The sequence below is a fragment of the Peteryoungia desertarenae genome (assembly GCF_005860795.2).
GTDB classification, from domain to species: domain Bacteria; phylum Pseudomonadota; class Alphaproteobacteria; order Rhizobiales; family Rhizobiaceae; genus Allorhizobium; species Allorhizobium desertarenae.
Map to the genome: position 1 here is coordinate 100,881 of NZ_CP058351.1, position 19,474 is coordinate 120,354.

Annotated in this window: 15 protein-coding genes and 4 pseudogenes; 7 read left to right on the plus strand and 12 right to left on the minus strand. The window is 59.5% G+C overall.

Going from position 1 to position 19,474, the window contains the following annotated elements; all coding sequences use genetic code 11:
* Positions 1-139: 139 nt before the first annotated feature.
* Both FE840_RS17865 and FE840_RS17870 read right to left on the minus strand, forming a co-directional pair.
* Positions 140-1,435: a Gfo/Idh/MocA family protein gene (locus FE840_RS17865; RefSeq protein ID WP_138287483.1), complete on the minus strand. Its 1,296-nt coding sequence runs from the start codon at positions 1,433-1,435 to the stop codon at positions 140-142.
* A gap of 74 nt (positions 1,436-1,509) precedes the next feature.
* Positions 1,510-1,701 (minus strand): annotated as a pseudogene (locus FE840_RS17870) (glycoside hydrolase family 105 protein); the annotation flags it as partial.
* A gap of 201 nt (positions 1,702-1,902) precedes the next feature.
* Here FE840_RS17870 and kdgR point away from each other — a divergent pair.
* The 5 genes from kdgR to FE840_RS17895 all read left to right on the plus strand — a co-directional run bounded on the left by kdgR (position 1,903) and on the right by FE840_RS17895 (position 7,353).
* Positions 1,903-2,697: a DNA-binding transcriptional regulator KdgR gene (kdgR, locus tag FE840_RS17875; RefSeq protein WP_138287482.1), complete on the plus strand. Its 795-nt coding sequence runs from the start codon at positions 1,903-1,905 to the stop codon at positions 2,695-2,697.
* 103 nt (positions 2,698-2,800) lie between these two features.
* Positions 2,801-3,553, plus strand: a complete 753-nt coding sequence (locus FE840_RS17880) for a hypothetical protein (RefSeq protein ID WP_246318928.1) — start codon at positions 2,801-2,803, stop codon at positions 3,551-3,553.
* 474 nt (positions 3,554-4,027) lie between these two features.
* Positions 4,028-5,299: a sugar ABC transporter substrate-binding protein gene (locus tag FE840_RS17885; RefSeq protein ID WP_138287481.1), complete on the plus strand. Its 1,272-nt coding sequence runs from the start codon at positions 4,028-4,030 to the stop codon at positions 5,297-5,299.
* A gap of 84 nt (positions 5,300-5,383) precedes the next feature.
* A complete protein-coding gene (locus FE840_RS17890; protein ID WP_138287480.1) occupies positions 5,384-6,472 on the plus strand; it encodes a carbohydrate ABC transporter permease in 1,089 nt (362 codons plus the stop codon).
* Positions 6,472-7,353 (plus strand): carbohydrate ABC transporter permease, encoded by an 882-nt coding sequence (locus FE840_RS17895; protein ID WP_138287479.1) that lies wholly within the window; start codon positions 6,472-6,474, stop codon positions 7,351-7,353. The genes FE840_RS17890 and FE840_RS17895 overlap by 1 nt, the downstream gene beginning before the upstream one ends.
* Before the next feature lie 4 nt (positions 7,354-7,357).
* On the opposite strand, the gene FE840_RS17900 is transcribed toward FE840_RS17895, so the two are convergent.
* Positions 7,358-7,930 (minus strand): histidine phosphatase family protein, encoded by a 573-nt coding sequence (locus tag FE840_RS17900; protein ID WP_246318929.1) that lies wholly within the window; start codon positions 7,928-7,930, stop codon positions 7,358-7,360.
* 61 nt (positions 7,931-7,991) lie between these two features.
* Positions 7,992-9,044, minus strand: a complete 1,053-nt coding sequence (locus tag FE840_RS17905; RefSeq protein WP_171033709.1) for an FUSC family protein — start codon at positions 9,042-9,044, stop codon at positions 7,992-7,994.
* A 271-nt stretch (positions 9,045-9,315) separates the two neighbouring features.
* On the opposite strand from FE840_RS17905, the pseudogene FE840_RS20925 reads away from it, so the two are divergent.
* Positions 9,316-9,453 (plus strand): annotated as a pseudogene (locus FE840_RS20925) (ATP-binding protein); the annotation flags it as partial.
* A 145-nt stretch (positions 9,454-9,598) separates the two neighbouring features.
* Positions 9,599-10,036 (plus strand): DUF4126 domain-containing protein, encoded by a 438-nt coding sequence (locus tag FE840_RS17910; protein WP_246318930.1) that lies wholly within the window; start codon positions 9,599-9,601, stop codon positions 10,034-10,036.
* A 96-nt stretch (positions 10,037-10,132) separates the two neighbouring features.
* On the opposite strand, the gene FE840_RS21120 is transcribed toward FE840_RS17910, so the two are convergent.
* From FE840_RS21120 to FE840_RS17945, 8 genes and pseudogenes are all read right to left on the minus strand, one after another.
* Positions 10,133-10,546, minus strand: coding sequence for a hypothetical protein (locus tag FE840_RS21120; protein WP_343058667.1), 414 nt, complete (start codon positions 10,544-10,546; stop codon positions 10,133-10,135).
* Between the two features lie 227 nt (positions 10,547-10,773).
* A complete protein-coding gene (gene atzF / locus FE840_RS17920) occupies positions 10,774-12,594 on the minus strand; it encodes an allophanate hydrolase (protein WP_138287476.1) in 1,821 nt (606 codons plus the stop codon).
* Positions 12,594-13,844 (minus strand): annotated as a pseudogene (locus FE840_RS21125) (carboxyltransferase domain-containing protein); the annotation flags it as partial. The pseudogene FE840_RS21125 and the gene atzF, both read right to left, overlap by 1 nt.
* Positions 13,845-14,077: 233 nt before the next feature.
* Positions 14,078-16,316: pseudogene (locus FE840_RS21130) on the minus strand (5-oxoprolinase/urea amidolyase family protein); the annotation flags it as partial.
* On the minus strand, positions 16,316-16,969 hold the full coding sequence (locus tag FE840_RS17930; protein WP_138287474.1) for an urea amidolyase associated protein UAAP2: 654 nt from the start codon (positions 16,967-16,969) through the stop codon (positions 16,316-16,318). The gene FE840_RS17930 and the pseudogene FE840_RS21130, both read right to left, overlap by 1 nt.
* 14 nt (positions 16,970-16,983) lie before the next feature.
* The gene (locus tag FE840_RS17935) at positions 16,984-17,811 is read right to left on the minus strand and encodes an urea amidolyase associated protein UAAP1 (RefSeq protein WP_171033708.1); all 828 of its coding nucleotides are present in this window, start codon (positions 17,809-17,811) and stop codon (positions 16,984-16,986) included.
* The gene (locus tag FE840_RS17940; protein WP_138287472.1) at positions 17,789-18,604 is read right to left on the minus strand and encodes an ABC transporter ATP-binding protein; all 816 of its coding nucleotides are present in this window, start codon (positions 18,602-18,604) and stop codon (positions 17,789-17,791) included. Before FE840_RS17940 ends, FE840_RS17935 begins: the two co-directional genes overlap by 23 nt.
* Entirely contained in the window at positions 18,601-19,419 is an 819-nt protein-coding gene (locus FE840_RS17945) for an ABC transporter permease (protein WP_138287471.1), read from the minus strand. The genes FE840_RS17940 and FE840_RS17945 overlap by 4 nt, the downstream gene beginning before the upstream one ends.
* Positions 19,420-19,474 lie beyond the last annotated feature (55 nt).

The following is a 19,474-nucleotide window of genomic DNA, read 5'->3' on the forward strand; positions in this document are numbered from 1 at the left end:
CACCAAAGCTCTCGCTGATAATTGCCAGGGCTATTTCCGCCCTTGATCAATTCTCTGCAAAAGCGGCGTTGATCATGCCGTAGATGTGACCGTGATCGATCCCGATCACGCCGATGCGCAATGGTGCTGTCATCAGAACCTATCGTTCCAGCGTGATGCCGTGAGCGCGCAGCATGGATTGAATGTTCACGAGTGAACCGGTTTCGATGGAGGCATTTGCGGCAATGCCTGCCAGGATCGACCAGGCGCCGGCCACGTGATCGGATGCCCGACCATAACGATCCGGTTCCATGCCTTCGGGATCGAAGATATAGCCGAGCATCACCGGATCTGCGCCCCCGTGATTGCCCTTTGCCTTGGGCACGTCGAGCATGCGCGGTGCCTCGCCGGCCAGATGCAGTTCAGTTGAAACCGCGTCTTCATCGGCATGGGCGCGTTCACCGCCAAACACGCCATGGACTTCCACATGTCGGTGGGTGATGTCGCCTTTGGTGCCCTGGAACTTGATCTCCAGCCCTTCCCAAGGAGAATAGGCCGTCAGCGTGTAATTCGCCGTGGCACCGGACGCGTATCGGATATGCGCCTGCATGGTGTCCTCGATGCCGATTTCCTCATCGAAGACGCAAAGGTCGCGGACATATCCATCTTCACCCTCGGCATCCAGATAGAGGCTCTTCAGTTTTTCATCGGCGGACAGATCAAGCTCGAAGTCGCATTTCTCGGCCACTGGACAGAGATGACAGCGGGGCCCACGGCCTTCAAGCCCGAACGCCACAGCCGTCTCGGGACGATAAAAGGCGCGGCGACCAGATGCCAGAACATGCGTCGGCACCGTGCCGAGCCACCAGTTGAGAAGGTCGAAGTGATGGGTCGATTTGTGAACCAGCAGACCGCCGGAATTCTCTTTCTGGCGATGCCAGCGGCGGAAGTAGTCAGCGCCATGGACGCGGTCGAGATGCCAGCGGAAATCAACCGCCGTCACCTCGCCGATGACGCCGGAGGCGATCATCTCCTTGATCTGGGTTCGTGCCGGCGAATAGCGATAGTTGAAGGTGACCTTCACCTGGCGTCCGGTTCTTGCCTGCGCATCGATGATCATCTTCAGGCGGGAGAGATCGATCGTGAGAGGCTTTTCGCAGATGACATCGCATCCGGCTTCGAAGGCACGCACGATGTAGTCCGCATGGAGAAAATCCGGGGTTGCAACGACAACCGTGTCCGGCTTCTGCTCGGCAATCAGCTGGTCGAAATCAGGGGCGAGATAGGTCGGAACACCATTTGTGCCCGGCCTTGAAATGGCGCGGGCTGCCTCGCCAAGGCGGTGCGCGTTGACGTCGCACAGGGCAACGATTTCATGTTTGTCCGCATAATCATCGGCAACGGAATCGCGAAACATCTTGTGCCGCGAACCACATCCTACAATCGCAATTTTCACAGTATCTGACTTTCATTCAGGTTTGGTTCGACGCGCTGACCGTCGGCGTCGACATAATCAAGTTCGCAAGGTTTTAAGCCGATGCCGTGCGTCCGTTCCCATCCGGCCTGGTCCTTGGCGTCGATGCCCCGCCCGTCATCGAGCCTGAACAGGAACTCTCCGGTCTTGTCCTCGACGGGGATGAGATTGTCGACAAGGCGATCGATCAGGTCGCAACCTGCATCGCGCTCCCGGATCTGTTGCTTTTGTCGCAGCAGCGGATGCATGCGCTCAATTCCCTGTAAAAAATTTCGGAACGTTGTTCCAGAAAATAAGAAATCACACTCCTAAACAGTTTTCAACGCCCTTTTGGCTGCCCAGTCTGGATGCCAAAACGAGTTTTCCGACATGCCTACCCGTCATGCGTGCAAGTTGACAGCTTCTGACAGAAAAACCAGAATGCAATTCCGAAAAATGCAGAATGAGCCATGTCCGACACTCTGCCGAAAACAGAAAACGTGGCCGCCGTCCTTAAGGTCTTTGCGGTGATTGAGGCGCTTGTGGAGGAGAAGCGGGTCGGGCTTGCTGACCTGGCACAAAGGGCCATGACGTCGAAGACGACGGCGCACCGTTTGCTGCAGACCATGGTCGAACTCGGCTATGTCGAGCAGGATCCCGAGACAGAAAAATATGGCCTGACGCTGAAGCTTTTCAGCCTCGGCGCCCGTTCTCTGACCGAGCAGACCGAATTGTTGCGCGTCGCCGATCAGGCGATGGGCAAGCTGTCGCGTGCGACAGGAGAGACGATCAATCTCGGCATTCTGGATGATCGTGACCAGCGGGTGGTCTACATCCACAAATATGATTCATTCTATGGCCTGTCGATGAAGTCGACACTTGGATTGCGCAATCCCCTCCACAGTACATCGCTCGGCAAGGCGCTTCTGGCCTGGCGCGATGACGAGGAATTGCGTGAACGGATCGGCAGGATGGACCTCGTCAGGCGGGCGCCCAATACGATCACCGATCCGGACAGGCTGATGGCGGAACTGCATGAAACGCGAAAGCGCGGCTATGCCGAAGAGACCGAGGAAAGCGAGGCAGGGGTCCGCTGCATGGCGATCCCGGTCTTCAACTATCTGGGCAAGCCAATTGCCGCCATCTCGATCGCCTTTCCGCTGTTTCGCTTCGACGAGGCGCGCAAGGCTGACTATATCGACCTTTTGAAGACAGCAGGATCGTCGGCTTCCCGCGGTCTCGGTTATCGTCCCGAAGCCCACTGAAACCGATAGACGGCATCGAGACCTAAGAAAATGTCTCCCCGAAGCTCTTGGCAACAAGAGCGGCGTATCGTTCGTTGTTCGGGCAGTTCTGAGGGAGCCATGCGTGATTGAAAAGATTCTGCCGCTTGTCATCGTCTTCGTATTTGCCGCCATCCATCTTTTCGGCTGGCGCATCCGGTCGCTTCAGGCGCAGCCGCGCAGTCGCTGGCTCTCCCTTGGGGGTGGCGTCTCGGTTGCCTATGTCTTCGTCCATCTTCTTCCAGAACTCGCAAGCCATCAGGGCCGCTTTGAAGAAATCGTGGATGGTCAGGCGGGTCTCATCGCGGAAATCGAAAGCCATACCTATCTGATTGCCCTCCTCGGTCTCGTTGTCTTTTACGGCCTGGATCGCTTAGCCTTGCGTACGAAGCCCGAGGCTGACACGGCGTCTGGTTCCCCATCACTTCAGGACGACGGCGCCTTCTGGCTCCATCTATGGTCATTTGCCCTTTACAACAGTCTGATTGCCTATCTGCTACTCCATCGCGAAGAAGATGATCTGAGAGGCCTCATCATCTATGGTTTCGCCATGTCCTTGCATTTTCTGGTGAATGATCAGGGTCTGCGGCACAGCCATGGTGCGCTTTACGATCACAGGGGACGCTGGCTCCTTGCCGTCTCGCCTTTCCTAGGCTTCGGCCTCGGCATCTTCGTGACCATTCCCGAACTTGCCATCAGCGCCCTGTTTGCCTTTCTGGCCGGAAGCATCGTGATGAATGTCATCAAGGAAGAACTGCCAAAGGAGCGGGACAGCCGTTTTCTCGCCTTTGTCAGCGGTGCCTTGGGCTATGCGGCTTTGCTGCTTGCGACCGGTTGATCGAGAAGCAATGACAGGCCGCTGTCAATACAGCCATGAAAGGCTGGCTTTGCAATCGCACAGCCGAAGGTTGACGTTGCTTCATCTTCAGTGGCATAGTCCACGAACACCTTGACTGGCGCCGGTGGGGGCATTCGGGCGACCGCATTCACGATTTGGGAGGATCGGGAAGGGGATGATGCATGCCCTTGTTTTTCAGCTCTGCTTGAAGTCTTCAACATGCATCTCGGAGGAGCTGGGCCTTGCTGCGCGCAGGCTATGCCACAAGAGGGTTTCGGCTGTTCCTCTGCTCAAGCCTGTGTCGCGCGCCTTCCGGCCACTGTTGGTTTCAAAGGGCCAACAGCCCACTCGCTTCACATCATCAGTCTTAAGGAGCCTGCAATGGTGCAACTCCTGGCACATGTCTCAAGGAGACCGGTCCACCAGAACCCGCAACTGAATGCTGCACCGGCAGCAAAATGGGAGGTCATCACCATGAAAACGAAGCAGCTGTTCAACACCGTCGCGCTATCAGCCTTTTTGGCTTCCAACGCGGCAAACGCACAAACGGAGCTCAGTCTTTGGTATCATGGAGCCGGAAATCCGACAGAGCGCGCGATCCTCACCGGGATCATCTCCGATTTCAATCAGTCGCAGGGAGACTGGGTTGTTACCCTCGAGGAGTTCCCACAAGCCGCTTATAATGACTCGGTAACGGCAGCGGCCCTGTCCGGAAATCTGCCGGACATTCTCGACATGGACGGACCCAACATGCCGAACTGGGCCTGGTCGGGTTATCTCCAACCCTTGGGCCTACCGCAAGAGAAGGTCGACCACTTCCTGCCCGGTGCTGTCGGGATGTGGAACGATCAGCTTTATTCGATAGGGCTTTGGGATGCTGCCGTTGCCGTTTTCGCCAGACGGTCTGTGCTTGAAGACAACAATATCCGTATACCGACACTGGACGAGCCATGGACGGGCGAGGAGTTTACTGCAGCACTTGAGACGCTCAAGGCGACGGGAGACTACGACTATCCTCTTGATCTCGGCATGTCTGACAAGACCGAATGGTACACTTATGCTTTCAGCCCGTTTCTGCAGAGCCATGGCGGAGATCTGATTGACCGCGACACCTATCTCACGGCCGAGGGAGCGCTCAACGGCGAGGAGGCCATTGCCTTTGGCAACTGGTGGCAGTCACTCTTCGAAAAGGAATTGGCACCCGGAACGTCGCAATCGCCGTCCGACCACGAAACCGGGTTCCTGGATGGCAAATATGCGCTTCAGTGGATGGGCAACTGGGTTGCCGTGAAGGCGCTTGAGAAGTTTGGGGACGACCTAGTCTTTCTTCCAGCGCCTGATTTCGGTGCAGGTCCGAAAATCGGAGCAGGGTCGTGGCAATTCGGCGTCTCAGCGACCAGCGAGCACCCTGAAGGGGCAACAGCCTTTATCGATTTTGCCACGCAGGACAAATATCTGGCTCAGTTCTCAGATGCGATTGGCCTTATTCCTGCGACGGCAGAAGCCGCCAAGATGACTGAGAACTACAAGGAGGGCGGGCCGCTGGCGGTCTTTTTCGATCTGTCGGAAGCCCAGGCCACGCTGCGGCCTGTAACCCCTGCCTATTCGTTCATCTCACCAACCTTCCAGAAGGCGGTTTCGGACATTGCGGATGGTGCCGACGTAGCCTCTACGCTCGATGCCGCAACCGATGAGATCAATCAAAACATCGAGCGCAATAATGGCTACGGGTTCAATGAGAACTGACCGCCGTTCCTGAGACAGGGAAGATGGGGCCGAACAAAGAGCCTCATCTTCTGTCCAATGCAAAACCACGGGGATGGAAAAACCATGACAGGCAGTAGACAATACCGCTTGGCCCGGCGGGAGCGTCTGGCAGGTTGGCTGATGGCAGCACCGGCCCTGTTGTTGATCACGGTGTTTCTGGTCACCCCCTTTGTCCTTGGTCTCGGACTTTCCTTTACCAACCAGAGATTGGTATCGCCCAATCCTGCCGCATATGTGGGGCTGGAGAACTACCGGAACCTGGTCGGCCTTGGGGTTCTCGTGTTGGAGCCAGAGCGAGACGGGAACGGACAACTGCTCCTGCGAGACGGTAAGGGCCCGATCTATCCCTCGGTCCGCAGCTTCACCCGCAACAATCCGGACTATCCCCAGTATCGCGGGATGCGTGAATTCACATCCTTTTCTCTTGGTCAAGATCGTATCGTCATTCTGGCGAGAGACGTGGTGTTCTTGAAGGCAGTCTTGAACACGGTCTTGTTTGTTCTGGTCGTCGCCCCGCTTCAGGGCGGGTTGGCTCTCGGGCTCGCGCTTCTCGTTAATCAGCGCTTGCCGGGCATCAATATCTTCCGCGCCATCTACTTCATGCCGGTGGTGTTGTCGATTGTTGTCGTCGCCTTGCTCTGGCGCTTCATCTATGCGGGCGAAAACGGTCTGCTCAATGCTCTCCTGTCCTTTCTGACCTTCGGGCTGTTTCAACCGATCGACTGGCTCGGACGCACCGACACGGCCCTTTGGGCCATTCTCGTCATGTCGGTCTGGCAGGGCGTGGGTTTTCATATGGTGATCTGGCTTTCAGGCCTGCAGACGATCCCGCTTTCGCTTTACGAGGCCGCCGATATCGAAGGCGCCAGCAACTGGCAGAAATTCCGCTTCATCACTTGGCCGCTCTTGCGCAATACGGCAGTGCTGGTGCTCATCGTCATCACCATGCACGGCTTCGCCCTGTTTGCCCAGATTGATGTCATGACCGGCGGAGGACCTCTCGATTCCACGCAGTCGATCGTCTTTCAAGCCGTTCAGCGAGGCTATGTACGCCAGGATATTGCGACCGGTTCGGCGATCTCGGTCATCCTCTTTGTGATGGTGCTGTCCATATCATTATTTCAACGCTATCTCACCCGGGAGCGACGCTGATGGCTTTTGCCGGCAAGGGGCGGAGCGTTTCCGCGTTGATAGTCCGCTATGGAGTGCTGACGGTCATTGCCGCCATCTTCATATTCCCGCTCGTCTTCATGGTGGTTTCATCACTGAAGCCAGATGGCCAGCTCTTGCGGGACGCAAGCTCCATCCGTGCCTTTTTGCCGATCGGCGAGATCTCTTTTGACAACTATTTTGCAGCCTTTGAGCGTGCGCCGATCGGGCTCTTCGTCTTCAATTCCGTGACGATCACAGGGCTTACGGTTGCAGCTTCTATCCTGGTCGGCTCTCTGGCCGCCTTCGCCTTCACCTATATGGACTGGTCTGGGCGAGACTTCCTGTTTTCGATGGTGCTGGCCACCCTGATCATCCCCTTCGAAACCATCGCCATCCCGCTGCTACTGGAGGTCAACAATCTGCCTTGGATTACATCGGAGGGGCTGGTGACCGGCTGGCTGAATTCCTACCATGTGCAGATCATACCCTGGATCGGTGATGGCCTGACCATTTTCCTCTTCGTCCAGTATTTCAAGGATCTGCCCAGTGAACTCATCGATGCTGCCAAGATCGACGGCGCCAACTGGCTGCAGATCTACTGGCTCGTCATCATGCCTATTTCTGGTCCTGTCATTGCCACAGCAGCCATTCTGAAATTCCTGATCATGTACAGCCAGCAATATCTCTGGCCACTGCTGGTGACCCAGTCAGAGGAGTATCGGCCGGTGATGGTCGGTCTCCAGTATTTCTTCCAGCTGAATGTCGCCTGGGGCGAGGTCATGGCCTATCTGTCGATCATCACGGTGCCTGTGCTGATCTTTTACCTTTTTCTGCAGCGTGCCTTCATTGCCAGTATTGCATCAACGGGTCTGAAAGGCTGATCGATCAGACCGTCTGGCGGTCAATGACCACAATCTCGTCAACTGTTGGGGGAGCGATAAAGACGATTTCGCCCTGACGAGGGACGATCCCCGTCAGCCTCGTGATGTTGACCAGGTGGGTGACAAGCACGATGGGCTGGCTCTGATCCTGTCGTGTGAGCCACTCGATCAATTCTTGCGTCTGCGCAGGACCGCGCGAGGCATTGTCAAAAAAGGAGTTGAGCGCGGGCAGTTCGTTCACCGGTCCAAGTCCCATGAGTTTGGCCGTTTCAAGACAGCGACACCATTGGCTGGAATAGATTCTGGCTACCTGTATACCCTCTGCACGAAAAAGCGCGCCAAGCCTTCGGGATTGCTCTCTTCCCTCATCCGACAGGTTGCGTTGCGTGCTGCAGTCGCCGATCCTGAAGTTCGCAGGATCACCGGTTCCAGGGGCCTGGGCATGTCGTATCAGGGCAATTGCCTCTCCCTGAGCGAGGGCTCGCCAGCCTTGCTCGCTGCCATGCGTCTGGCTTGCAATGAAGGCAAAAGGAAGGGACAGGATTGTGCGCCGCTTTATCTTGGTGAGGGTCATCATGTCTGCTCGCAAACGAATGCATTTTTCTTGCGAATCATTACGACCAGGGGGTGTCACCAGTTCAGCGGCGGTGCGAGGATCGTGAATCGACCAACGATGTAACATGGTCGGTGAGACTGGCCACCTCCTGATCGATCGTTGAACAGGCAAAGCTCAGGGCAAAAATCTGCTGCATTTGCTCAAGAGGCAGGTTCTCCAGCTGGCTTCGGTCGAGGCTTTGACGCTCGGCGCCCTGGTCTGCAAGTGCTTCCGCTCTCCAGTTAGGTGCTGGTGCATGTTGGCTCATGCTGTCCGCCAGTTGGTGAATGTGTTCGGCTGCGTCTTTCATGACCTTGAGGTCCTGTAAGGGGACGGCAGACTTGATCCCGGCCCTGATGGACGGTGAGCGCAGCCGATCTATGAGGGTAAGTGTGTACCAGAAGCGCTGTACCTGATTGCGCAGGTCATCGCGGGCCCTCTCATCCGGTCGTCCTGGAACAAAGCGCCTGTGAGCCTGTGCTGCCATCTGTCGAGCCTTGTCCAGTTCGTCTTCCACGTCGGACTGAAGCGCCGCAAGGTCCCGATCTTGGCCGGCGGCAATACAGGAGGCATTTAGCTTCAGAAAGTCGCCCACCTTATGCAGTACTTCCGCCAGATGCAGGTCTGCTTGTCGATGTGCGGCCCGGGGAAAGACGACGAGCGATGCAGTGGCGCCGCAGACAGCACCCAATGCAATTTCGACAGCCTTGATAAATGCACCTTCAATGACTTCGATACCAGGCGCGAGAATGAGCATTGTAACCGTAACAAGGCCATAGCTGAGACCTGGTTTGGCGGCTGCCACAAAGCCCATGGCGGCGCTGCCTGCCATCAGCGACCACAGGGTGTCCCAACCCCCGCTGCCGAGTAGGAAGATTGCGACAAGTCCGAGCACGAGGCCCAGGCCGGCGCCCATGATGCGCCAGACCGCACTCTGAATGGTCCCGCCGACACTGGCCTGGATGACAAAGAGGGCGGAAAAGACGGACCAGGAAGGCTCGGGCAGGCCTGCATATTGCGCAATCAGATAGGCAGCTGTTGCACCCACGGTCGTTTGCGCGGCAAGTCGCAACGGTTCCTTGCGGAGGATGCCCATCGGCTGTCTGGTTCGGAGGAAGAGTCCATGGATCGACGTTGGGCTGGTGGGACTGTCCTTTTCATGATTGGTGTTGTTTACCATCGATAGTTCAGTGAAGGTTTCAAAAGATTGTTTTGAGAGTGAGACGAGCACTCACCAATGCCGAAGGCCGTGGGGTCCCCTGGTCCTGATCTGAACATAATCCAGTCAATGTGGTTCCATACCGGAAAAAGACTGGTGACCACCATGATGACCTAAACCATCATCTGGGACACGACAAATCGGGACGTTGACCGAACTACCGAAAATCCTTCGTCTGCCGGCGGAGCATTCGGGACAATTGGTCAATTACTCTCAGTTCGGTTCAAGCATCAATGTCAGCCACAAGGCAGGGCAGCGCTACGTGGCGCTGCTGGAGCAGTTCTTCCCGTTTCACCAACGGCCATATGAGGGACGGCGAGCTACCGCTGACGGACCTTAACGCCCGAACATACGTTGTTGAACGGATACACGCACAGGAGACAATGATGATACGGCCAATCTTGATAGGTCTTGTTGCAGGACAGCGTTCCATGATGCCGCTGGCAGTTCTTGCCAGTGCCGCTTGGCGCGAGACGCTTCCCTATGACACAGCCGAGGCACGACTGATGCATGGGCGCCTTCCGGCTGCAGTTGGGATCGTCATGGCACTGGCTGAAGTCGCAGGAGACAAGATGGCATCGGCGCCTGACCGCACGGTCTTTCTTGGCCGATTGGCCCGGATGATAACCGGTGGCTTTTCGGGTGCAGCCCTTGCACCGCAGGAGCGTCGCCTAACCGGTGCAGCCCTCGGCATCAGCGCAGCGCTTGGCTCTTCTCGTCTCGGTCTGGCCATTCGCAAGTGGGCGATCCGAAGGTGGGGGCAGTCAGCAACTGGCTTCGTGGAGGATGCCTTTGTTTTCTCTATGGCCATGGCAGTTGCAAACGGCAGCGCCCGTAGTGTTAAGAGCGAACGCAATCTGAACCCTTGAGTGCAACGCAGGATGTCGGCACTTGCTGCCCCTGTTATCATACCCCTGTTGCTGTTGCGGAGTTGTGTTTGCTCTCCAATCGCATAGTGGGGTTGATTACAACAGAAAATAGCGTGCCAATCCATAGACATAAAAAACGGCAAACATGATGTTTAACCATTTGAGTTGCGGTTCCCTGTGAAGCCAGCCGCAATAGCTCCAGATGAGACAAAATGGCAGGCTCAGGCACATTGCCAACAGGACCCAACCCTGAACCACGGCCAGTGTCGAGCCAATACCCAAAACAACGGCGACCCGTTTTATCGACTGCTCATAGGCAGCCAAAGCCATCAACCCCTTCATTCCTTGCTCCGTGTGTTGCCCACATCGTTGACCCGATGCGGGGCACACAGTGGCATCTACAACAGCTTGAATGTTTGGACAATGGCGACTGCTGGCAAGCGTGCTGGTCTGAAGCAGCCGTGCGAATGCATCTGCGGGAGAGTCTTCCGGCAAAGCGCTTTGTTGCATGCAGCTCCTTTTTTTCGTGCGATCATCAGGGCGACCGGGTCATCCTGATGACAAGGCTCGGCCCGGGCCTGACCTGTCGCAGCAAGATGCACCCTGCCCGCGATGCGGCGGCCAGAGCGAAATCTTTTGTCCTGACGCAGGCCATCGCCGAGCCTTCCATGATTTCAGATGACGGCAGATCGGATCATGAAAAAAGCTCGGTCGGCAAGCCTTGGCAAGTCATGCACTCACTGTGCCGCACGCGGCTTTGTGTTTTCCAGGGCTATGAAGGCTCGCCAGCCGCCAAGCTCGGTAATCTCCTGCGCACCCTGGATGGCATGGGCCTCGCAGAGGAAACCGGAGACCTGGCTACCGTCGTCGAGCGTGACCTTGCCGATACCGAGCGGTGAGGGGATGTTCTGGACGAAGCGACCGAAGGCAGCGGGCGTGACCTTCCAGACCTCCACCTCCAGTCCTTGACCCACAAAGCCCGGCTCGCGGATCAGCCCCGGCTTGGGTGGTGTGGTGTTGGGCAGGACGAAGAGGCGGTAGTCGCCGGCCGTGCGGCATGTCTTCACCAGCTTCCCGCCGGGGCCTGTCAGTTCGTGGTTCAGCGGCATGCCGGTCAGATGCGCGCCGACCACCATGATCGTGACGAGACCATCGTCCGTTTCGGCAAGCTTTGAGGCTTCCGGCAGGGCTGCAGTCCTGTCCTTGCCCATGCCGGACCGGGCGGCGCGGTGCATGGCATCGGCAAAGGGCGCCAGCGCATCATCCGAGAAGGAGGGGCCGAAGAAGGTGACGCCACTCGGCAGGCCATCCGAGCCGAAGCCGCCGGGCACGGCAATCGCGGCATAGCCGAAGAGATTGGCGAAGTTGGTATAGCGACCGAAATGGCTGTTCTTGACGATCGGGTCTGCGAGCATCGCCTCGACCGTATAGGTGGTCGGTGAGGTCGGCAGCATCAGCACATCGAGCTTTTCCCATTCGACACGTGCCTTCTGGCGGAGATGCCCGAGCTTGTACTGGCCCTCGAATGCCGCAACGGCATCGTAACCCCTGGCGCCCTCGATGATGGTGCGCACGGTCGGATCGAAATCATCGGCATTAGTGCCGATGAACTCTTTCACCGCAGCGAGACGCTCGGCAACCCAGGGGCCGTTATAGAGCAGTTCGGCGGCCTGCCGGAACGGCGCGTAGTCGAAGGGGATGATGGTGGCGCCAAGCGATTTTGCCCGCTCGATTGCCTGATCGTAGAGCGCCTCCACCGCCTTGTTTCCAAAGAATTCGCGCTCGGCTCCGTCGAGCACACCGATGCGCAGAACTGAACCCGGTAGAACCACTGGCGACGCCTTGCGGGAATAGGGATCACCGGCGTCATAGCCATCCATCACCTTGCGGATCGCGACACCATCGCCGACGGTTGCAGCAAAGACCGTGACGACATCGACGCTGCGGCAGGCCGGGACGACGCCGACATTCGGCACGAGGCCGGGCGTCGGCTTGATACCGACGAGGTTGTTGAAGGCGGCGGGCACACGTCCGGAACCTGCGGTATCGGTACCGAGTGCAAAGCTTGCGAGACCCGCCCCAACCGTAACCGCCGAGCCGGACGAAGAGCCCCCGGAGACATAGGCCTTGTCGAAGACGGAGCGCGGAGCACCATAAGGAGACCGTGTGCCGTTGAGGCCTGTGGCGAACTGGTCGAGGTTCGTCTTGCCGATGACGAGGGCACCCGCAGCCTTCAGTCTCGCAACGACGGTTGCGTCCTTCTCCGGTTGGTAGGCGAAGGCCGGGCAGGCTGCAGTGGTCGGCAGGCCGGAGACATCGATATTGTCCTTGACCGCGAAGGGCACGCCCCAGAGCGCCAGACTGTTCGGCTCCGGTGCGCGCTCCATCAATGCCCTTGCGGCTGCCCGCAAATCATCCTCCGGCGTCTCAGTGATGAAGACCGCAGGATCTTCGGAGGCCTTGCGGCGGGCGATCACCTCCTCGACGAGGTCGAGCGGGGTGAGCCCGCTGGCATAGGCGGCTCTGAGCGAAGCGAGATCAAGAATAGTCGGCAGCATTACAAATCCTCCAATACGACCAGGACATCGCCGGCCTTGACGTTGCGACCCGGCCCCGCACGCAGATCCCGGACTGTTCCGGGCGCATGGGCGGTGACGGTGATTTCTATTTTCATGGATTCGATGATGGCAAGCGTATCGCCTGCGCTTACGGATTGGCCCTTTTCGACCAGCAGTTTCCAGACATTGCCGGGCACGGCAGTTTCCACCCCGAAACAGCCTTCGGGGATATCGCCACCGAGGCTTACCCCCGCGCCGTCATCCACCTGGAAACTATCGAGCCCCTCGTCCTTCCAGCGCTTCCGCTCCGCCTCGAAGGCCGCCTGCTGGCCCTGCTTGAAAGCGGCGATCCCGGCTGCATTCTTCGCCATCTCTGCCTGATAGTCGGCATAGGAGAAGGTGTTCTCCTCGATGCGGATCGGATAGCCGCCATGCGGGAAGGCGGCGCGGGCTTCCGTCAGGTCTTCGTGGGAGACGGGGAAGAAGCGGATCTGGTCGAAGAAATCGAGCAGCCAGGGCTTGTCCTTGGCAAAGACATCCGTCTGCCGCCATGTATTCCAGACCTGGATCGTGCGCCCGAAAAGCTGATAACCGCCAGGTCCTTCCATGCCATAGATGCACATGTATGCACCGCCGATGCCGACGGCGTTTTCCGGCGTCCAGGTGCGGGCCGGATTATACTTCGTCGTCACCAGCCGGTGGCGGGGATCGATGGGGGTTGCGACCGGCGCGCCGAGATAGACATCGCCGAGGCCCATCACGAGATAGGAAGCGTTGAAGATCGTGTCCTTCACCGCCTGCTCGTCGGGGAGCCCATTGATGCGGCGGATGAACTCGATGTTGGAGGGGCACCAGGGGGCGTTGGGACGCACGAGTTCCTGATACTTGCGCATGGCCAGTTCCGCATCGGGATCGTTCCAGGAGAGCGGCAGCCATACGGTCCGGCTCGGCACCTTGACGGTGGAGACCGGAGGGAGGCTCTTCTCGATCTCGGCGAGGGCGGCGAGAAGTTTCGAGCGCGACAGCGTGGTGCTGTCATAGTGGATCTGCAGCGAGCGGATGCCGGGTGTCAGATCGATCAGGCCCTGAAGCTTCGCTTGCTTGACCGCCTGCATCAGCAGATGGACGCGCATGCGAATGCCGATATCGAGCTGCATCGGGCCGTATTCGACCAGCAGGTTGTCATCGCCTTGGCGGCGGTAGACGACGAGGATCGGGCCGGCATCGTTGGAGGCCAGGATCGGGGAGCCGAAGGCGGTTTGCCGAGCCTTACCCCCCTCTGCCCTGCCGGGCATCTCCCCCACAAGGGGGGAGACTGGCACGACGTCGGCCTCGCCCGATACTGCAGATGCGCTTGCCTTCAACTCAACCGAAGCGGCAGGCGAGACGGCGGCCTCCCCGCTCTCCCCCCTTGTGGGGGAGATGTCCGGCAGGACGGAGGGGGATAAACCGGGCACGGAACCTGCGGAAAGGACACCATCCACTTTCCGCACCACGGCATGAAACCGGATCTTATCCCCCGGCTTGAACTGGCCCATCTTCCACTGCTCGTCGCGGGCAATCACCGCCGGGCAGACGAAGCCGCCGAGGCTTGGGCCGTCGGGGCCGAGGATGATCGGCATGTCGCCGGTGAAATCGATCGCACCGATCGCATAGGCATTATCATGCAGGTTAGAGGGGTGAAGCCCCGCCTCGCCGCCATCGGTGCGCGCCCATTTGGGGGCCGGGCCGATCAGGCGGACACCTGTGCGCGCCGAGTTGAAATGCACCTCATAATCGGTTGAGAAGAGTGTCTCTATGTCCTCTTCGAGGAAGAAGTCGGGCGCACCATGTGGGCCGTAGAGCACCCCGACCGACCATTCGCGGGTCAGTTCCGCCGGTTCCGTAGCCGGTAGCACATCGGTCTGGTTACGGCGGGCCAGGCGCAAGACATGGCCTGCCCGCAACGTACCGGTGGCATTGCCGCCGAACTGGCCAAGCCCGAAGGTGGCGCGGGAGCCCATGACCAAGGGCGCGTCGAAGCCGCCGGAGACCGCCAGATAGGCACGCTGGCCGGCACCGGTGATGCTGCCGATTACCAGCGTCTGGCCGGCCTTGACCTCGACCGCCTGATCATGGGGCAACTCGACACCGTCGAGCGTTATCGGCATGAGCGCGCCGGCAAGCGCAATCACGGTATCGGAGAAGAATTTCAGCATCGGCCCGGAGACAGTGAGTTCCAGGGCCGCCGTATGATCGTGGTTCCCGACCAGACGGTTGGCATGGCGGAAGGAGCGTTCGTCCATCGGGCCGGATGGCGGCACGCCGACATGCCAGAGCCCGAGGCGGCCCGGCAGCTCCTGAAGGCTTGATTGCGCACCCGGGGCGATCACTTCGACCACGTCCGGCACGAAGGCGAAATCCTTCAAGGCCGTTGTCGCGACATCACCGCTGCGGAACAGGTCGGAGGCGGCGATGGCCTTCAGGTATTCGAGATTGGTCTCGATGCCTGAAAGCGAGGTTTCTTCCAGCGCGGACGAGAGCGCGGCGATGGCTGCGTTACGATCCGTACCCGAGACGATCACCTTGGCGAGCATGGGATCGTAGAAGGGTGTGACCTCGGTCCCTGTTTCCACCCAGCCGTCGACACGGATACCGTCTGGAAAGACCACTTCGGTCAGCAGGCCGGCACTCGGGCGGAAGCCGGCATGGGGCATTTCGGCATAGACGCGCGCCTCGATCGCGGCGCCCTTCGGCGCGAGGTTTTGCCTGCCCGTCAGCACATGTTCGCCAGCAGCCTGGCGGACCATCCATTCGACGAGATCCACACCGAAGACGGCTTCCGTCACCGGATGCTCGACCTGCAGACGCGTGTTCACTTCCAAGAAATAGAACTCCTCCCGGGCGGGATCATAAATGAATTCGACCGTGCCGGCCGAGGCGTAAGCCACTTGGCTGCCGAGCGACACGGCGGCGGCGTGCAGGCGCTGGCGCACGGCATCAGACAGACCTGGTGCCGGCGTTTCCTCGATCACCTTCTGGTTCCGGCGCTGCAGCGAGCAGTCGCGTTCGCCGAGCGCAATGACCTTGCCCTTGCCATCGCCAAAGATCTGCACCTCGACATGGCGGGCCTTGGAAACGAAGCGTTCGAGATAAACACGGGCGTCACCGAAACTGGACTTTGCCCTGCGCTGCACCGTGTCGAAGGCTGCGGCAAGCGCCTCCGCATTGTCGCAGAGCTGCATGCCGATCCCACCGCCGCCGGCTGTCGATTTCAGCATCACCGGATAGCCGATCTGCTCCGCTGCGGAGAGCGCCTCTTCCCGGCTGTCGAGCAGGCCGGAGCCGGGCAAGAGCGGCACGCCGCTCGCCTTGGCCAGTTCGCGGGCCGTGTGCTTCAGGCCGAAGGCTGCGATATTGTCCGGCGTCGGGCCGATGAAGGTGATACCTTCCGCCTTCAGCCGCTCGGCAAAGCCGATGTTCTCCGAGAGGAAGCCGTAGCCGGGATGGACGGCTTGCGCACCCGTCTGGCGGCAGGCGGCAATCACGGCATCGACGTTGAGATAACTTTCACTGGCGGGTGCGGGTCCGAGGCGCACCGCCTCGTCTGCCATCAGAACGGCCTTCGAAAACCGGTCGGCATCGGAATAGACCGCAACGCTTGCGATCCCCATCTTTCGAAGCGTCTTGATGACGCGCACGGCGATCTCGCCGCGATTGGCAATCAGAACCTTCCTGAACATCAGGCTGCCTCGTCGTCCCAGACGAGCACCCGGATGGGCGTCGGATCGAAGCCGTTGCAGGGGTTGTTGATCTGCGGGCAATTGGAGATGACGAGCAGCACGTCCATCTCCGCCTTCAGCTCGACATAGTCGCCGGGGGCGGAAATGCCGTCGACGATGGTCATTTCGCCTGAGGGTTCGATCGGCACGTTCATGAAGAAGTTGATGTTCGGCACCACGTCGCGCTTGCTCATGCCGTGCTTCGATACCTCAATGACAAAATTATCGCGGCAGGCATGCAGGTATTTCGTGTAATGGCCGAAGCGGACCGTGTTGCTCTCGCAGGAGCAGGCGCCGGCTGAGGTGTCGTGCCGACCGCAGCTGTCGGCGGTGACGGTCAGCATCACCCGGCCTTCGTTGGAGATGACCTTCGTACCGGTCGAGATATAGGCTGCACCCTGCTCGCGCATGGTGTCCTGGCTCGAATAGCGCTCGGAGAAATCATGGGCGTTGTAGAAGAGCGTATCGACGGCCTGCTGGCCATAGCTGTCCTCGATGCGGACCACCTGACCCTTTTTGATGAAGGTCGAAAACGGTGCTTCGGCAGCGATATAATGATCCTGCGCGGTGTTGGAGAGCGTGCGGGTGGGAGAGGTCTGGATAAAACTCGTCATGGTCGCCTCTCCTCTCACAGGGCCGCAAAAGCGTTGTTTTCAAAGCCGCGGATGGCTTCTGCAGTCGCGGTCTGGCACAGATCATCCGCTGCTGGCTCAAGGGCCGCGATCCTCAGGATGCTGACGGGATTGGGGGCATAGACCGGGTTTGGATCGAGCGGATGCGGGCAATTGGAGAAGCCGACGATCATGTCCATCTCGGCCCGCAGATCGACATAGTCGCCTTCGGACACGAGATCCGGTTTCCACTCGAACCTGCCATCAGCGTCAACGCGGACGGGTGCGAACAGGGCGAGAGCTGCCGGAATGTCGCGCTTGTCGAGGCCGGCCTTGGTGGCGATCAGCACGAAGTTGTCGCGGGTGTTGCGCAGTGCCGGACCGTTCTGGCCGGCATATTTCTTCGCGTTCGAGGAGGCTGTCGAGCCGCCCATCAGAACGTCATGGGCGCCGGAGCTATCCTCGGTGATCGAGAACATGACCTTGCCCATGTCGGAGAAGATGACACGGCCCTTTCCAAGCCCGGTGGTCCACTGCACCTTGACGGTGTCCGGCAGGTTCATGCGCTCGCTCGGGTCTTCGGCATTCCAGGCGACGACCGACACGGTCGAAAAACCGTCGTCGAGCGCGATGCGCAGCGTCTCGTTCAACTTGACGCGGGTCCACCAGTACCAGCCGCCGGGCAGCTTTTCCTGGTGCATGATTTTCTTCGCATCAATTGCGGGTGCAGGCTTGGCGCTCTTTCCCGGCAGCGCCTTCGGTGCGAATTCCAGCCCTTTCTTCTGATGCTCCTCGTAGCGCGCCCGGTTGGCGGCGATCTCTTCATCGGAACGTCGGATATGCATTGTCATCTCCAGTGGTTTCGTTGACCGGGCCGTCCCGGTCGGGGCGAATGAGGGAGGCCTCGCCCGCTCTGCGGGGCGGCCAGATGGCGATGTCGCGGGTGATCGTCGCGCCGTAGCGGAGCTTTTCCTCCGGGCGGTCGCGGGGGCGCTCGAAGGCGACGACGCGGGTGGCAAGCGTGAAGGCCTCGCGCATGTCATGAGTGACCATGACCACGGTCATCGGCGCCTCGTGCCAGAGCGTCTTCATCAGTGTGTGGATTTCAGCCCGAATGCCGGGATCCAGCGCGCCGAAGGGTTCGTCGAGCAGCAGAACCTTGGGCCGCATGATCAGCGCCTGGGCGAGCGCCAGTCGCTGCTGCATGCCGCCGGAGAGCTGGGCCGGATACTTGTCTTCGGAGCCGGCAAGCCCGACCGCCGCGATCATGCCGCGGGCCTCTTCCTCGACTGCACGACGGGCGGAGCCGAACAGCCGGGCGGCGAAGCGGGAGGCTTTCAGTTCCTTGCCAAGCATGACATTGCCGAGAACGGTCAGATGCGGGAAGACCGAGTAGCGCTGGAAGACGACGCCGCGATCCGGCCCCGGCTCCTTCGGCAAGGCCAGACCATCGAGCAGGATTTCACCCTTGGTCTGTGTTTCCTGACCAAGAAGCATGCGCAGAAAGGTGGATTTGCCACAGCCGGACGGGCCGACGAGAGCGACAAAAGCTCTGGATTCGATCTCGATCGAGACATTCTCCAGCACGATCTGGTCGCCATATTCCTTCCAGAGGTTTTTGATGGAGAGGGCGCTCATTTGCCCTTCTCCAGTTCGGACCAGGGGAAGACCGCGATGCGCAAGCGATCGAGCAGGATGTCGGTGAGGATCGCAAGCAACGTGATCCAGAGCACATAGGGGAAGATGACGTCCATCGACAGATAGCGACGGACGAGGAAGATGCGGTAGCCGAGGCCGCTGTCGGAGGAGATCGCTTCGGCCGCGATCAGGAAGAGCCAGGCGGGGCCAAGCTGCAGGCGGAGCGTGGTGATCAGGCGCGGCAGGATCTGCGGCAGCACGACACGCAGCGCAATCTGCCAGGAGGAGGCCGAGAGCGTTTCGGCCTTGACGATCATCTCGCGTGGCAGGGAGATGGCGGTCAGCGCCAGGTCGCGAACCATGATCGGCGCGACGCCGATGACAATCAGCGCGATCTTGGAGGCCTCGCCGAGCCCCATGACGATGAACAGGATCGGCAGGAGGGCGAGCGGCGGAACCATGGAAATGGCGCCGACAAATGGTGAAAGCGCTGCCCGCGCATAGGGCAGGATACCGATGATCAGCCCGAGCAGGAGTGCGATCCCGGTGGCAATGCCAAGCCCTGCTGCAAGGCGTGTCAGGCTTGCGGCGGTGTCTGTCCAGAGTAGATAATCGCCTGTGCGGACATCAGGCGTGAATGCCATGCGCTGGATGGCATCACCAAGGGCATCCAGGCCCGGCAACAGCTTGTCATTCGGATTGTCTGCCAGCCTTTCGGCTGACCCGATCATATAGGCGGCAAGCAGCAATATGAAGGGAAGCAACGCCAGTGTGAGACGTGCGCCTTGTCCGGGCTTGGTATTGATCCAGCGCATCTGGGCTGATCCTTAAAGGCAAATGGGGAAGGGCCGATCTGTCGATGCGGCCCCA

Coding starts and splice junctions, on each gene's coding strand:
- FE840_RS17895 (WP_138287479.1), top strand. CDS start 6,472: ATGGCTTTTGCCGGCAAGGGGCGGAGCGTTTCCGCGTTGATAGTCCGC.
- FE840_RS17945 (WP_138287471.1), bottom strand. CDS start 19,419: ATGCGCTGGATCAATACCAAGCCCGGACAAGGCGCACGTCTCACACTG.
- FE840_RS17905 (WP_171033709.1), bottom strand. CDS start 9,044: ATGGGCATCCTCCGCAAGGAACCGTTGCGACTTGCCGCGCAAACGACC.
- FE840_RS21120 (WP_343058667.1), bottom strand. CDS start 10,546: ATGCAACAAAGCGCTTTGCCGGAAGACTCTCCCGCAGATGCATTCGCA.
- atzF (WP_138287476.1), bottom strand. CDS start 12,594: ATGCTGCCGACTATTCTTGATCTCGCTTCGCTCAGAGCCGCCTATGCC.
- FE840_RS17935 (WP_171033708.1), bottom strand. CDS start 17,811: ATGCATATCCGACGTTCCGATGAAGAGATCGCCGCCAACCGGGCGCGC.
- FE840_RS17885 (WP_138287481.1), top strand. CDS start 4,028: ATGAAAACGAAGCAGCTGTTCAACACCGTCGCGCTATCAGCCTTTTTG.
- kdgR (WP_138287482.1), top strand. CDS start 1,903: ATGTCCGACACTCTGCCGAAAACAGAAAACGTGGCCGCCGTCCTTAAG.
- FE840_RS17890 (WP_138287480.1), top strand. CDS start 5,384: ATGACAGGCAGTAGACAATACCGCTTGGCCCGGCGGGAGCGTCTGGCA.
- FE840_RS17930 (WP_138287474.1), bottom strand. CDS start 16,969: ATGACGAGTTTTATCCAGACCTCTCCCACCCGCACGCTCTCCAACACC.
- FE840_RS17910 (WP_246318930.1), top strand. CDS start 9,599: ATGATGCCGCTGGCAGTTCTTGCCAGTGCCGCTTGGCGCGAGACGCTT.
- FE840_RS17940 (WP_138287472.1), bottom strand. CDS start 18,604: ATGAGCGCCCTCTCCATCAAAAACCTCTGGAAGGAATATGGCGACCAG.
- FE840_RS17900 (WP_246318929.1), bottom strand. CDS start 7,930: ATGATGACCCTCACCAAGATAAAGCGGCGCACAATCCTGTCCCTTCCT.